At 71.0% G+C, this 15,687-nt stretch carries 6 protein-coding genes; all 6 read left to right on the top strand.

The genetic code is table 11. The features are described from left to right. Positions 1 to 167 precede the first annotated feature (167 nt). Positions 168 to 1,109 (top strand): helix-turn-helix transcriptional regulator, encoded by a 942-nt coding sequence (locus CFB50_RS29875; protein WP_069252297.1) that lies wholly within the window; start codon positions 168 to 170, stop codon positions 1,107 to 1,109. 123 nt (positions 1,110 to 1,232) lie between these two features. Beyond that, complete coding sequence (locus CFB50_RS29870) at positions 1,233 to 5,630, top strand: non-ribosomal peptide synthetase (protein WP_089448168.1); 4,398 nt, start codon at positions 1,233 to 1,235, stop codon at positions 5,628 to 5,630. Then, positions 5,627 to 11,101, top strand: a complete 5,475-nt coding sequence (locus CFB50_RS29865) for a non-ribosomal peptide synthetase (RefSeq protein ID WP_089448167.1) — start codon at positions 5,627 to 5,629, stop codon at positions 11,099 to 11,101. Before CFB50_RS29870 ends, CFB50_RS29865 begins: the two co-directional genes overlap by 4 nt. Then, positions 11,098 to 12,150 (top strand): Gfo/Idh/MocA family oxidoreductase, encoded by a 1,053-nt coding sequence (locus CFB50_RS29860; RefSeq protein WP_089448166.1) that lies wholly within the window; start codon positions 11,098 to 11,100, stop codon positions 12,148 to 12,150. The genes CFB50_RS29865 and CFB50_RS29860 overlap by 4 nt, the downstream gene beginning before the upstream one ends. Then, positions 12,147 to 13,868, top strand: a complete 1,722-nt coding sequence (locus CFB50_RS29855; protein ID WP_089448165.1) for an ABC transporter ATP-binding protein — start codon at positions 12,147 to 12,149, stop codon at positions 13,866 to 13,868. The genes CFB50_RS29860 and CFB50_RS29855 overlap by 4 nt, the downstream gene beginning before the upstream one ends. Continuing rightward, positions 13,865 to 15,631, top strand: a complete 1,767-nt coding sequence (locus CFB50_RS29850) for an ABC transporter ATP-binding protein (protein WP_373452978.1) — start codon at positions 13,865 to 13,867, stop codon at positions 15,629 to 15,631. Before CFB50_RS29855 ends, CFB50_RS29850 begins: the two co-directional genes overlap by 4 nt. Positions 15,632 to 15,687: the final 56 nt, after the last annotated feature.

Genomic DNA, 15,687 nt, shown 5'->3' with positions numbered 1-15,687 from the left:
TTATCATTTGTCACAAGTGCCGCGATAGCGTCGTTTCTTTCGATATCGCGGCAATTTCATTCGATCGGGCGCCTGTCGCGCGGCGCCCGCCCGGCCCGGCCGGACAATCGGCCGGTTGTCGCCGGCGCGCGCCGGGCCGCGCGTGCCGCCTAACCAACGGACCACCGATGAGCTCGACCTCCTTCGCTTCGTCACGACGTCACCCGCCGGTGCTCGTGCCCGGCAATCATCCGGGCGTGGTGCACATCGACGCGGGCATGAAACTCTTGAGCGGCACGCTGTGCTCGGACAGCCGCGACTGGTACGAGGAGCCGCTCGAAAAAGGGCTGAAGCTCGTCCTCGTGCAGAGTGGGCAGCTGCGCTGCCGTGTGCCGGGCCAGCCCGAGCAATGCATCAAGGGGCCGGGCCTGTGCGTGATCGCCAACGACGGCGAATTCACGACGCACCAGATCTACGACCGCGACACGCCGCTGCGCTACACGATCGTGCAGCTCGGTCTCGATGCGCTCGACCGCAACCTGAGCCTGTTGCCGGAGAAGATGCTCGCGCCGACGGGCGGCGATCCGCGCATCGTCAGTTGCCCGGCGTCGAAGGCGCTGCAGGCGCTCGCGGTGCAGATCGCGACCTGCCCGTTCGAGGGCGCGGTGCGCGAGTACTACCTGAAGGCCAAGGCCTTCGAACTGACGGCGTTGAGCGCGCAGCTGCTGGCGACGCAGCGGCAGTTCGCGCCGGCCGACGTGCGCGTCACGTCGTCGGATGTGGAGCGCGTGTACGCGGCGAGCGACATCCTGACGCGCGAGCTTCAGCAGCCGCCCACACTTGATGCGCTCGCGGGCAGGGTGGGGATGAATTCGCGCAAGCTGACGGCCGGTTTCCGCAAGGTGTTCGGCACGAGCGTGTATGCGTACCTGCAGGAATACCGGCTGCGGACCGCGCACGCGATGCTGTGTGCAGAGGACGCGAACGTGTCGACCGTCGCGTACCGCGTCGGCTATAGCCCGGCACATTTTTCGATCGCGTTCCGCAAGCGCTACGGCATTTCGCCGAGCGATATTCGTGCGTCGTCGAACGCGATCGACGACGTCGAGATGGCGCGCGCGGCAATCTAAAACAACTGACCGGCAGCCTAAAGCAATCGACCGGGCTCATGGGCGTGAATGAGATAGATTCTCATTCACGGGTGGCCGCCGCCGCGCGGATCCGCCATCGAACGACCCCTATAAGGCGTGCCCATGAGCCAGACCGCTGTCGATTCCAGCATCGATCATTCCGATCCTTCCCGTTTTTCTCCCATCGCTTTTCGCTCGCAGCTCGTCGCGATGATCGCCGAACTGCTCGACGAGCCCGTCGACGAAATCGCGTCGCTCGACGATGACGAGGACCTGCTGAGCTGCGGCCTCGATTCGATCCGGCTGATGTATCTGCAGACGCGCGTGAACCGCCTCGGCTACGCGCTGACCTTCGATGCGCTCGCGCGTACGCCGACGCTCGGCGCGTGGGCCGAACTGCTCGCGAATGCGCCGCGCGCCGCCCCCGCGGCGCCGGACGTCGAGACGGCCGAGGTCGTCGAGGTCGACGTGCATGCGCCGTTCGACTTGTCCGCGGTGCAGCAGGCGTACTGGCTCGGCCGCGGCGACGGCGAAGTGCTCGGCAATGTGAGCTGTCACGCGTTCCTCGAGTTTCGCAGCCGCGCGATCGACCCCGTTCGCCTCGACGCGGCATGCCGGCTCGTGCGCGAGCGCCATCCGATGCTGCGTGCGCGCTTCATCGGGGGCCGCCAGCAGATCGTCGCGGCGCCGGACGCGCCGGTGTTCGCGCATGCGGACTGGCGTGACAGGACGGCCGCCGAGGCGGAAACCGAATGGGTGTCGCTGCGCGCGCTGCGATCGCACGAATGTCTCGACGTCGAGCACGCGCAGGTCTTCATGATGGGGCTCGTGCAGATGCCCGGTGGTGAAGATCGCGTGTGGCTGAGCGTCGATCTGCTCGCGGCCGACGTGGACAGCGTGCGGCTGCTGATGCAGGAGATCGGCGCCGCGTATGCCGAGCCGTCGGCGTTGCCTGACGCGCCGTCGACGTGGTTCCCGGCCTGGCTCGCGCGTCGCGCGGCCGATACGCACGATGCGCGGGCCGCGGCGCGTGATGCATGGCAGGCGCGGCTCGCCACGCTGCCGGAAGGGCCGGCGCTGCCGCTCGCCCGTGCACCGGAAACGATCCGTGCGCCGCGTTTCAGCCGCATCGCGCATACGCTGAGCACGGCCGAACTCGCGCGCCTGCAGGCGCGGGCCGCGCAGCATGGCGTCACGCTGTCGTCGGTGTTCGGCTCGGCATTCGCCGCGGTGCTCGCGCGCTGGAGCGGCCGTCACGCGTTCCTGCTCAACGTGCCGCTGTTCGACCGGCACGGCGATGCGCCCGATCTTGGCCGCGTGATCGCCGATTTCACGACGCTGCTGCTCGTCGAATGCGACCTGCGCGCCGACGCGAGCGCGGCCGATACGGTGCGCGCGTTCCAGCAGCGACTGCATGGTGCGATCGCTCAAGCCGCGTATCCGGCGCTCGACGTGCTGCGCGATGCGCGCCGGCAGGGCACGCCGCGCGCGGCGCCCGTCGTGTTCTCGTGCAATCTCGGCGATGCGCCGTTCGTGCCCGACGCATTCGCGCGCGTGTTCGGCGATCTGCACGACATGATTTCGCAGACGCCGCAGGTGTGGCTCGACCATCAGCTCTATCGCGTGCCGGACGGCGCGCTGCTCGCGTGGGACAGCGTCGACGGCCTGTTTCCCGACGGGATGATCGATGCGATGTTCGGCGCGTATGTCGCGCTCGTGCAGGCGCTGTGCGAGCGCGACTGGCGGCTGCCGATCGCGGTCGAGCTTCCGTCCGCGCAGCGTCGCGTGCGCGATGCGCTCAACGCGGTGCCCGCGCCCGGGCAGCCGCGCACGCTGCATGCCGACTTCTTCGCATTGGCCGCGCGCGAGCCGGCGGCCGTCGCGTTGCGATGTGGCGAACACGCGGTGACGCGCGGCGAACTGGCCGCACAGGCGCTCGCGATCGCGGGTGGCTTGCGTGCGGCCGGCATCGGTCACGGCGACGCCGTCGAGATCAGCCTGCCGCGCGGGCCCGCACAGGTGGCCGCGGTGTTCGGCGTACTGGCTGCCGGTGCGTGCTATGTGCCGCTCGACATCGCGCAGCCGGCCGCGCGCAAGGCGTTGATCGAACGCGCGGCCGGTGTCAAGGCTGCGATCGGCGACACGACGCTCGCCGATGCAGCGTTGCCGCATGTCGGCGTCGCGGCGCTGATGCGGCACGAACCGCTGGCCGCGCCGCTCGCCGTGGCGCCGCAGGCTACCGCGTACGTGATCTACACGTCCGGTTCGACGGGCGTGCCGAAGGGCGTCGAGATGACGCATGCGGCGGCGCTCAACACGATCGATGCGATCGATGCGCTGCTCGGCCTGAGTGCGCAAGACCGGTTGCTCGCGGTATCGGCGCTCGATTTCGACCTGTCGGTGTATGACCTGTTCGGCGTGCTCGGTGCCGGTGCCGAGCTTGTGCTGCCGACCCAGGACGACGCGCGCGACGCGGCGCGCTGGATCGAACTGATCGCGCAGCATCGCGTGACGCTGTGGAATTCGGCGCCCGCGCTGCTGGAGATGGCGCTGGCGGTGCCGGCCGCGGCCGACGCGTGCCGCAGCGTGCGCGCGGCGCTGCTGTCCGGCGACTGGATCGCACTCGATCTGCCGGCGCGCCTGCGCGAACGATGTGGCGACGCGTGTGCGTTCCATGCGCTCGGCGGCGCGACCGAGGCCGGCATCTGGTCGAACGTGCAGACGGTGCGCGACGTACCGCCGCACTGGCGTTCGATTCCGTATGGCCGGCCGTTGCCGGGGCAGGCGTATCGCGTTGTCGATGCCGACGGCCGCGATGTACCGGACTACGTGCCGGGCGAACTGCTGATCGGTGGCGACAGCCTTGCGCGCGGCTACCGGAACGATCCCGAACTGACCGCGCAGCGCTTCGTGCAGCAAGCGTCGGGCCGCTGGTATCGCACGGGCGACCGGGGCCGCTACTGGCCCGACGGCACGCTCGAATTCCTGGGGCGCGAGGATCGCCAGGTGAAGGTGCGTGGGCACCGGATCGAACTGGGCGAGATCGAGGCCGCGCTGGCCGCGCATCCGCTGATCGACGGTGCGTGTGCGAGCGTGGTCGGCGGCGAAGCCGCGCGCATTGCCGCGGCATTCGTGCCGGCCGATCGCGCATCGGATGCAACGCCGTCATCGCCTGCACTCGCGGAAGCGGACGTTGCCGATACGGCGCACGCGGAAGCGGCCGTCGCGCGCGCGGTCGCCGATCGGCTGCTCGACGGCGATGCGGGCTTGCCGCCGTCGCTGCGCGCCCATTGGCATGCAAAGGATGACGTATCGATTTCCATCGACGGCGCGCTCGATCTGCTCGACTGGTATGCCGCCGATCTCGACGACCTGACCGGAGCGCTGCGCGCGCTCGCTGCGGATCCGGAAGGCGCCGCGCGGCGTGTGCCGCTCGATCCGCGGATCGCGCCGCTGGCGTTCGCGGCGCGTCTGCCGGATGGCGCACGCGCGCTGCGCCAGTTTGGTGATGCGCTGCAAGCCCAGGCCGCTGCACGTACCGAACCGATGCGGGTCGCGGTGCTCGACGCGCGTGCCGGGCAATGGTTCGATGCGGGGCTGGGCGTGCTCGACGATCCGCGCTTCGACGTGACGCTGTTCGACGCGTCGCCGGGTCTGCTGCACAACGCGCAGGCGTACTTCACACGAACGATGCCGACGTTGCAGGCAATGCAGGACGGCCTGTTGCCCGCTCGCCATCTCGGCCGGTTCGATTGCGTGATCAGCTTCGCGGCGGCGCACCTGCGCGACGATCCGCGCGATGCGTTCCGGGTGGCGGCAGCGTTGCTGGCGCAGCATGGCCGCCTGCTGCTCGCCGATGTGCTGCGCGATTCGCCGCTGCGCGAACTCGTCTCGGGCGTAACGGGCGATGCGTCGCTGCCGCGGCCGTTTGCACACGATGCGCTGGCGTCGGCGGCACACGCATGCGGCTTTGCGCTGGAAGATTCCCGAAGCTGGCGCTCGACCGCCTTTGCCTGTATCGACGCGCGCCGTGTCGGCGAACCGGTCGCGCAAGCGGCGCTGGCCGACTGGCTGCGCGACCGGTTACCCGATGCGATGCGTCCCGGTGCGCTGTGGTGCGTCGCGCGCTGGCCGCTCAACGCGAACGGCAAGATCGATCGGCGAGCGGTGGGCGATGCGCTCGCGCGGGCGCTCGGCGACGCACCGGCCGCACACGATGCGTTCGTGCCGGCCGACGACCGGCAGGCGACGCTGCTCGCGTGCTGGGAGCACGCGCTCGGCCGCCCGGCGAATGCGCGTGACGCGACGTTCTTCGCGCTCGGCGGCGACAGCCTGCTCGCGACGCGCCTGCTCGCGCAGCTGCGCGAGCGGCTCGGCGTGCGGATCGGGATGGCGGCGTTCTACCGGCAGCCGACGCTCGCGGGGCTCGCCGCGCAGCTTGACGACGCCGCGCCAGCCGCACCGGCCTCGCCGGCCGAAGGCAACGCGCCGGTTGCAACGATCGAGGAGGGCGTGCTGTGAGCTTCGATGACGTGCTCGATCTTTGCCGCGAACGCCAGATCGAACTGTGGTGCGATGACGGCGGGCAATTGCGCTATCGCGCGCCGGCCGGCGCACTCGATGCGGACCTGGCCGCGCGCATCAAGGCCGAACGCGACGCGTTCGTCCGCTTCCTGCAGGACGGCGCGTGGCGCAGCGATCCGGCGCGCCGGCACGAGCGGTTCGCGTTGACACCGGTGCAGGCCGCGTATGTGCTCGGCCGGCACGAGTCGTTCGAGTTCGGCGGCAATGCGTGCCACCTGTACGTCGAATACGGCGAGCCCGCGAATCTCGACTGCGTGCGCTTCGAGGCGGCGTGGAATGCGTGCGTTGCGCGGCATCCGATGCTGCGCGCGATCGTCGAGGACAACGCATGGCAGCGCGTGCTGCCCGACGTGCCGTGGCAGCCGCTCGCGGTGCACGACTTGCGCGAGGCCGATGCGAACGCATTCGACGCGCATGTAAGCGGCGTACGCGAGCGCCTCGATCATGCGGTGCATGCGCTCGACCGCTGGCCGGTGCTGCAGCCGGAAGTGAGCCTCGGGCCGGATCGCGCGGTGCTGCATTTGTCGGTCGATTTCACGCTGATCGACTACGCGAGCCTGCAATTGCTGCTCGCCGAATGGCGGCGACGCTACGACGATCCGCAATGGCAGCCTGCGCCGCTCGACGCGACGTTTCGCGATTACGTCGTCAATGAAGCCCATGCCGGCACGCGCGCCGATCATGCGCGTGACAAGGCTTGGTGGCTGGCGCGCATCGACGATCTGCCCGCGCGGCCCGATCTGCCGGTGGTGCCCGCGATGCAGTCCGACGCGCGGCCGCGCTTCACGCACCGGCATGCGCGGCTCGATCGCGCGCAATGGGGTGCGCTGAGCAGCTACGCAAGCCGCTTCGGGCTGAGCGCTGCAAGCGTCGCGCTGGCCGCGTTCGCCGAAGTCGTCGGCCGCTGGAGCCAGTCGCCCGCGTTCTGCCTGAACCTGACGGTGCTGAACCGGCCGCCCGTGCATCCGCGCATCGACGCGGTGCTCGGCGATTTCACCGCATTGAGCCTGCTCGCGGTCGACGCGACGCAAGGGCGCGATTTCGTCGAGCGTGCGCGCACGATCGGCGCGCGGATGTTCGACGACCTCGACCATCGCGCGTTTACCGGCGTCGACGTGATGCGCGAACTCGCGCGGCGACGCGGCAAGGATGCGGCGTTGATGCCGGTGGTGTTCACGAGCGGCATCGGCAGTGTGGGCCGCCTGCTCGGTGAGCAAACGACCCGCGCCGAACCCCCTCTCTACATGATCAGCCAGACGCCGCAGGTCTGGCTCGACTGCCAGGTGACCGACCAGTTCGGCGGGCTGGAAATCGGCTGGGACGTGCGCGACGACCTGTTCCCGGACGGGATGCCCGCGGCGATGTTCGACGCGTACGTCGCGCTGCTGGGCCGGCTCGCGGCTGAAGCCGAGTGGTGGTCGCGCGAGGGCGACATCGTGCTGCCGTCCGCCGCGCCCGCCGCCGAGGTCCATCCGGATGCGGATACGCATATCGCGGCCGGCTTCGCCGCGCAGGCGTTGCGTACGCCCGATGCGCCGGTGGTGATCGACGCACAAGGGGCACGCACGTATCGCGACGTCGCGCAGCATGCGGCGGCGTTGCGGTCCGCGCTCGAGCAGGCCGGCGTCGGCGTGGGCGACACCGTCGCGGTGCTGATGCCGAAGTGCGCGCACCAGCTCGCGGCCGTGCTCGCGATCGTCCAGGCGGGCGCCGCATACGTGCCGGTCGACAGCCGCCAGCCGGCGCTGCGGCAACAGGCGATTCTGCGCAATGCGCGGGTGCGTGCGGTCGTCAGCGTGCAGGCGCTCGACTTCGAACATGATGGGTGCACGCGCATCGATATCGACACGTTGCCGATCGATCCGCAATGGCCGCCGCGTGCCGCGCGCGACATCGACGGCGACGCGCTCGCGTACGTGATCTATACGTCGGGTTCCACCGGCGAACCGAAGGGCGTGATGCTGAGCCACGCGGCCGTGTGCAACACGCTCGCCGACATCAGCGCGCGCCACGAAGTCGGCGATGGCGACGTCGTGCTAGGCCTGGCCGAACTCAGCTTCGACCTGTCCGTGTACGACTTCTTCGGCGCGACCGCGCGCGGCGCGTGCATCGTGCTGCCCGATCCGTCGCGCGGCAACGATCCGTCGCACTGGGCGGAGCTGATGGTGCGCCATCGCGTGACGCTGTGGAACTCGGTGCCCGCGCAAGGGCAGATGCTGATCGATTACCTCGAAGGCGAACCGGCGCTCGACGTGCCGGGCCCGCGCCGCGTGCTGTGGTCGGGCGACTGGATTCCGGTGACGCTGCCCGCGCGCTGGTGGCGGCGCTGGCCCGACAGCGCGCTGTTCAGCCTGGGCGGCGCGACCGAGGCGTCGATCTGGTCGATCGAGCATCCGATCCGTGCGGCGGACACGCAGCTTGCCAGCATTCCGTACGGCCGTGCGCTGACCGGGCAGACGATGGAAGTGCTCGACGCACTCGGCCGGCCGTGCCCGCCCGGCGTGCGCGGCGAGATCCATATCGGCGGGGTGGGGCTCGCAACGGGTTACGCGAACGATCCCGTGCGCACGGCCGAACGCTTCATCCGTCATCGCGACGGGCGCAGGCTGTATCGCACCGGTGATCTTGGCCGCGTGCGCGCCGACGGTTCGCTCGAATTCCTCGGGCGGCAGGACGATCAGGTGAAGATCCGCGGCTACCGGATCGAGCTGGCCGAGATCGATGCGGCGTTGACCGCGCATCCGCTCGTCGGCGCGGCCGCGACGATCGTGCTCGGCGAAGGTGCGGAGCGCCGGCTCGCGAGCTTCGCGTCGCTGCACGGCGTGGAATCGGCACCGAACGCACAGGACGACGCGCTGTACGAGATCGCGAAGCACGTGCGTAAAGCGTTCGACGCTGCGCGCTGGCCCGCGCATGCGGACGTGGCACGGTCGGTCGCCCAGCTCGAAGCGGCCTGCGTTGCGTCGCTGGCAGCCTGGATCGTGCCGGCAGGCGAGCTGACCGAGGAGGCCGCGACGGATTTCGCGACGTTGTGCGAGCGGTTGCGCGTGCCGGCGGCGCGACAGCATCTGCTGCGTCACTGGCTCGCGATGCTCGACAAGCACGGCGTGCTGCACGCGGATGCCGAAGCAGGGGGCTGGCGTCTGCGGCCCGATACCCGCCACGTCGATGCTCACGCATGCTGGGATGCGTTTGCGCAGGATGCGTCGCCCGAGCTGTGGCCGGCCGTCCTCGTCGACTACTTCCGCGACAGCGCGGGATGCATCGACGCGCAGGTGGACGGCAGCGTGTCGCCGGCCGGCCTGATGTTCCCGGAAGGCGCATCGCATATCGCCGACGCGATGTACAGCGAAGGCGAACATGCACACGCGCTGCACAACGGGATGGCGCAGGCCGTGCGCACGATCGTCGCGCGCGAGCCGCAGCGTCCGTGGCGCATCCTCGAGATCGGCGCGGGAACGGCCGCGGCGACGCGGTCGATCGTCGACGCCCTTGCGCCGCTGGTCGAAGCGGGCACGCGGATCGACTACCTGTTCAGCGACGTGTCGAGCTATTTCCTCGCAGCGGCGCGCGAGCGCTTCGCCGCGTACCCGTGGATGCGGTTCGTGCGGTTCGACATGAATGCACCGCTGGACGCGCAGGGCATCGCGCCGCATTCGATCGACGTCACGATCAGCTCCGGCGCGCTGAACAACGCGCGCGACACGGTCGCGCTGGTCGCCGGGCTGCGTGCGCTGTCGTCGGCGGATGCGTGGTGGGTGATCCAGGAACTGACGGCCGAGCATCCGGAGATCAGCATCAGCCAGGGGCTGATGATGGAAACGCCGAACGACGCGCGTGCCGAGTCGGCGCGGTTGTTCGTGCCGCGCGCGCAGTGGCTCGAATGGCTGCAGTCGGACGGCGGCGATCGCGCGCTCGGTTGCGTGGCGCCCGGCACGCCGCTCGACGCGCTCGGCTACGACATCCTGCTCGCGCATGTGAAGCGCGGCGCGGCGCGCATTGCGCCGGACGCGCTGCTGGCGTTCGTCGCGGAGCGCGTGCCGGGCTACATGGTGCCGTCGCAACTGCGCGTGCTCGACCGTCTGCCGGTGACCGCGAACGGCAAGATCGACCGCCGTACGTTGGCCGGCATCGCCGACATCCGCGAACCGGAGCCGGCGGTCGCGCGACCGGCCCACACGCAGACCGCCGCCGATCCGCTGCTGGCCCGGTTGATCGGCTTGTGGGAAGCCGTGCTCGATACGCGCAACGTCACGCCGGATCAGGACTTCTTTGCGGCGGGCGGCGATTCGCTGCTGATCGCGCAGCTCGTGTCGCGGCTGCGTGGCGAGGAACCCCTTGCGCAAGCGCATCCGTTCGACCGGCTGCTGCGCTGGGTGCTGGCGCAACCGACACCCGCTGCGTTCGCGCAATGCCTGCGCGATGCGGGTGAGCAGAAGATGGCCGGAACGCCGCCTGCCGCCCCGCGCGCGACTCGCGCGTCGGCGGTCATCCATGCGCCTGCGCCCCGCGTGCGTGCCGACGTACGGCCGATTCCGCTCGCACCGGGCGACGGCGTGCCGCGCGTGATCGTCCACGAAGGGCTCGGCACCGTGCATGCGTATCGTCCGGTCATGCCGGCGCTTGCGCGGCTCGGCCCGGTGCTTGGCTTCGCGGTGCGCGACGCGCAGGACTATCTCGACGTGCCGGCGCGCCACCTGAACGCGACGCTCGGCCGGCGCTATGCGGATGCACTGTGGCGCACCGGCGTGCGCGAGGTCGACGTGCTCGGCTACTGCTCGGGCGGGCTGGTCGCGCTCGAAATGGCGAAGTCGCTGGTGCAGCTCGGCGTCGAAGTGCGCACGCTCGACATCGTGTCGAGCTACCGGATTCCGTACCTGATCGAAGACGAACGGCTCGTGCTGTTCAACTTCGCGGCGACGCTCGGGCTGCCGCTCGACGCACTGGGTTTTCCGGAAACGTACGTGCTGGCCGACGCGCTCGCCGACGCATTGAAGGTCGACCCCGCGCGTCTCGCGCCCGGCAGCCTGCAGGCGCAGCTGGAGATTTTCGGCGATCGCTGCGAGCCGCTCGATGCATTGCGCCGCCGCGTACTGCGCGCGGCCGCCGGATTGTCGATGCAGGACGCGGTCGCGCATCCGCTGCTCGACGAACGCGAACGGCTGTACCGGCTCTTCATGCATTCGGTGCAGGCGAGCCACTGGGCCGGCGACGCGCCGTATGCGGGCGCGCTGCGGCTGTTCGTGCCGGAGCGCTGCAACCCGCTGATTCCGCAGCAGCGCGCGGCGCTCACCGACTACTGGACGGCGCAGGCGCTCGGCGGCATCACGGCCGTCGATATCCCCGGCGATCATTTCGACTGCCTGAATGCCGCGTTCGTCGACACCCGCCTGAAGGAGGCGCAATGAAGGTTCATCCGCTGCCGGTCGTCGTGGCCGGCTCCCGCTTCGGTCAGTTCTATGCGGCGGGCCTCGCGGCGTCCAGCGCCTATCGTGTCGCGGGCATCCTGGGGCAGGGCAGCGCGCGCACCACCGCGCTCGCCGCGCGGGTCGGCGCGCCCGTGTTCGACGCGCCTGAATCGCTGCCCGAGGACGTGCGCGTCGCGTGCGTCGCGGTCGGCGGCGCGGCGCGCGGCGCCGACGGGGCTGCGCTTGCGTGCCGGCTGCTCGAACGCGGGATCGATGTCGTGATCGAGCATCCGCTGCTGCCAGACGAATGGAGTCGCGTGCTGCGCACCGCGTCGCGTCACGGCCGCCGCTGCCTGCTCAACAGCTTCTATCCGAACCTGCCGGTCGTCTCGCGCTTCATCGCCGTCGCGCGACGGCTGCGCGAAACGAGCGCGCCGGTGCATGCGGATGTCGTGTGCTCGGTGCAGGCCAGTTTCGCGGCGCTCGATGTGCTCGCGGCCGCGCTGCAGGGCGTGGGCCCGTGGTCGGTCGAGCTGGTCGGGCCGGCGCTGTCGTCGATGCGCGAATGCGCGATGGTGCTCGCCGAAACGCCGGTGTCGCTGCGCGTGCACAACGAGATGGCGGCGGCCGACGATGGCCGGATGAGCCTGCTGTTCGGCATCACGCTGACGACGGACGCCGGCACGTGGACGCTCGCGTCGCCGCACGGCCCGCTGTGGTGGGCCCCGGCGTTGCGTGAACCCGAGATCGACGAACACGGGCTGTTCCCGATCTTCGGCGATACGGCGGGCAGCGACCTGCCGAGCATCCAGATCTGCGACGACGCGCGCGACACGTGGGGCGCGATTCATGCGCGCAGTTGGCCGCAAGCGGCCGTGCGCGCGGTCGATCGGCTCGTGTCGGGTGAAGGGCTGCACGCGTGCAACCAGCGCACGATCGACGTGACGCGCGTCTGGCAGCAACTGACGATGCAGCTCGGTTTTCCGGAGCAGCCGCCGGGCGACGCGCGCGCGGCCACGCTCGGCATGCTGCTGGAGCGTGCCGCATGAAAGGGCCGCTTCTTTCGATGTTGCGGCCGTTCGCGGTGCCGCTCGTCGCGGCGGTCGTGCTGCAGGCGCTGGCCGGCGTCGCCTCGCTCGTGCCGTGGCTCGCGCTCGGCCGGGTCGCCGACGCGTGGCGCGCGACGGCGCACCTCGACGCGACCGCACGCGGCTGGCTCGTCGCGGCCGTGGTGGCCGGCGTGTGCTGGCTGGGCGGCCAGACGGTCGCGTTGCACCTGACGCACCGGGTCGACGCCGATCTCGCCGATCGCTTGCGCAGGCGCCTCGCCGATCATCTGCAACGCTTGCCGCTCGGCTGGTTCGCCCGTGCGGGCAGCGATCGCGTCGCCCGTCACGTCGACCAGGATGTGCGTGCGCTGCACCAGCTCGTCGCGCACGCACCGGCCGATGTCACGCAACTCATCGTCGTGCCGTGCGCGGCACTCGCGTGCCTGCTTTACCTGAATCCCGCGCTGCTTGCGTTCGCGCTCGTGCCGCTCGTCGCGGGCGCCGCGCTGTTTCGCTGGATGCGTTCGGCGCGGTTCGCGCCGGCCGTCGCGTCACGCAACGCAGCGCTTGAACAGCTGATGGGTGACTACGCCCAGCTCGCGCAGAACCCGGCGCTCGTGCGGCAGTATCCGGGCGCCGGCATCGAGGCGGCCGCGCTGGCGTCCACCGGGCGCTTCGAACAGGCGTTTTCGGCGTGGGTCGGCCGCGTCGGCGGCCCCGGTGCGTGCACGCAGGTGCTGCTCGGCACGCCGTTCCTGCTCGCGTGGGTCGTGTTCGGCGCGATGTGGCTCACGGACGGCCGCTTGCCGGTGGGCGAACTGTGCGCGTTCGCGCTGCTGATCTGGGCGGTGGCCGCGCCGGTGCGCGCGCTCGGCCACGGTGCCGACGCATTGCGCGAGGCGCGCGCGGCCGCGGCACGCCTCGATGCGTTGCTCGCACTGCCGGTCTTGCCTGAACCTGCCGTTGGCGCCGCACAGGTGCCGCGCGATGCGTCGATCGAGCTGCGCGGCGTGCGTGTCGACATCGACGGCACGCCGATCCTGCGCGACATCGACGCGACGATCGCGGCCGGCACGACCACCGCGATCGTGGGGCCGTCGGGCGCGGGCAAGAGCACGCTGCTGATGCTGCTCGCGCGCTTCATGGATCCGGACCACGGCACGGTGCGGCTCGGCGGCGCCGATCTGCGGCGGCTCGCGTCGGATACGCGGCGGGAACAGGTGGCGATGGTGTTCCAGCAAGCCGCCGCACTCGACGTGTCGATGGCCGCGAACATCGCGCTTTACCGGCCCGATGCCGATCGCGACGCGATTCGCGGGGCCGCGCGCGCGGCCTGTCTCGACGAACGCATCGACGCGCTGCCGGGCGGCTACGACTGCGTGTGCGGGCGCGACGTGCGGCTGTCCGGCGGCGAACTGCAGCGGCTGGCGATCGCGCGTGCGTTGTTGTCGCCCGCGCCGCTGCTGCTGCTCGACGAACCGGCCTCGGCGCTCGATCCGCAAACCGGGCGCGCATTGCGCAATGCGCTGCGCGGTGACGCGCGCACGCGCGTGATCGTCAGCCACGATCTCGACGCGATCCGGCATGCGGACCAGATTCTCGTGATGGATCGCGGCCGCATCGTCGAGCGCGGCACGCACGCGGCGCTGCTGGCCACGCGCGGGCTGTATGCGCGGCTCTGGCGCGAACGCGGTGCCGCGGGCGGGGAGGCCGCATGATGATGAAATCGCTCAAACGTTTGCAGTGCCTGCCCGCCGAAACGCGCCGCGCGCTGTGGCGCGGGATCGGCTGGGCGGTGGTCGCCGCGTTGCTCGACGGCGCCTGCGGGTTGCTGCTCGTGCCGTTGATCCGCGCATGGTTTGCCGGCGCGCAGGCGGCGGTGCTGCACTGGACGATCGCGCTCGGCGCGCTGACGCTGTGCCACGCCATCGTGCTGTACGTCGCGCAACGCGGCGGCTATCGCGCGGGCGGCGCGCTCGCGGCCGGTCTCGTCGAACGCCTCGTGCGCCACCTGCCACGCATCGCGTCGTGGCAGGCCGTGCGCGACAGTCATCCGGCCGGCCTGCTGCGCGGGCCGGTGATGCAGGCGATGGGGATTCCCGCGCACCTGCTCGGGCCGCTGATCGGCGCGGTCGTGACCCCGCTCGCGGTCGTCGCGGGGCTCGCGTGGATCGACTGGCGCGTCGCACTGTGCCTCGCGGCCGCGGCCGTGCTGCTGTTCGCGCTGCTCCAACGCGGCGGCACGCGCACGCTCGCGTTCGAGCAATCGCGCGCGTCCGGCGATCGTGACATGGCCGTGCAACTTCAGACCTTCGCCGCGCATCAGGGGCTGTTGCGCTTCGCGGGCCAGGAAGGCGACGCGCGCGCGGCTTTGCAGCACGCGTTCGACGAGCAGCATCGCCGCACGCGTGCGCTGATGCGGCGCTCGCTGCCGATCGAACTCGGCTTCGCGGGCGCGGTGCAGGGCGTGTTCGTCGCGATGCTGGTCGGCGGCGCGTGGGCCGTCTCCGCCGGCCGGCTCGATGCCGCGACGGCCGTGGCGGTGCTCGTGCTGCTCGTGCGCTTCATCGAGCCGCTCGCGCAGCTCACGCAGCTCGACCAGGCGTTGCGCGGCGGCTGGCGCGCGCTCGACACGGTGCTCGCGGTGCTGCATGCGCCGCTTTTCGACAGCCCCGAGCGCGGCACGCCGGTGCACGATGCGAGCGTCGATGCGGTGCGCGTCAGCTACCGGTCGGCCAGCGGCGCGACGCTGCTCGACGGCGTCGACCTGCATTGCCCGGCGGGCGGCTTCGTCGCGATCGTCGGCCCCACGGGGGCCGGCAAGAGCACGCTGCTGGGCCTGCTCGCACGGCTCGACGATCCGGGCGCCGGGCGCGTGCTGCTCGGCCGCTCCGATGTGCGGCACCTGAGCGAGGCGACGCTCGCCGCGACGCGCAACCTCGTGTTCCAGGACAACGGGCTGTTTCGCGGCAGCCTCGCGTGGAACGTGCGGATGGGCCGCCCGGACGCGACCGATGCCGAGCTGCGCGACGCGCTGGACGCGGTCGGCCTGCTGCGCGACGCCGAGCGGTTGCCGGACGGGCTCGAGTCCGACGTGGGGCCGGGCGGCCAGTTGCTGTCGGGCGGGCAGCGCCAGCGGGCGTGCCTCGCGCGCGCGCTGCTGGCGCGTGCGCCGGTGCTGATGTTCGACGAGCCGACCGCGAGCCTCGACGAGCTGAGCGCGCGGCGCGTGCGCGACAGCCTCGTCGCGCTGCGCGGGCAGCGCACGCGCATCGTCGTCACGCATCAGCCGGCACTCGCGGCGGCCGCCGACACGATCGTCGTGCTCGACGCGGGCCGGGTGCGGGCGACCGGCACGCACGCGCAGCTGGTCGAGACCGACGCGTGGTACGCGACGTTCGCCCGCGCCGGACGGCCGTCCGACGCGTCGCCGACGGCCGATCTGGACGCGCAAGCGCGGCCGGCCGAATCCGAACACTGACGTGAACAATGCGATCCGGCATGCCCGGAATCGATAGGAAAAGCCCCTCGATCGAA

The organism is Burkholderia sp. AU33423, assembly GCF_002223135.1.
Lineage (GTDB): Bacteria > Pseudomonadota > Gammaproteobacteria > Burkholderiales > Burkholderiaceae > Burkholderia > Burkholderia lata_D.
This window is presented reverse-complemented; position numbering and strand designations above follow the sequence as displayed.

Coding starts and splice junctions, on each gene's coding strand:
- CFB50_RS29875 (WP_069252297.1), top strand. CDS start 168: ATGAGCTCGACCTCCTTCGCTTCGTCACGACGTCACCCGCCGGTGCTC.
- CFB50_RS29870 (WP_089448168.1), top strand. CDS start 1,233: ATGAGCCAGACCGCTGTCGATTCCAGCATCGATCATTCCGATCCTTCC.
- CFB50_RS29860 (WP_089448166.1), top strand. CDS start 11,098: ATGAAGGTTCATCCGCTGCCGGTCGTCGTGGCCGGCTCCCGCTTCGGT.
- CFB50_RS29855 (WP_089448165.1), top strand. CDS start 12,147: ATGAAAGGGCCGCTTCTTTCGATGTTGCGGCCGTTCGCGGTGCCGCTC.
- CFB50_RS29850 (WP_373452978.1), top strand. CDS start 13,865: ATGATGATGAAATCGCTCAAACGTTTGCAGTGCCTGCCCGCCGAAACG.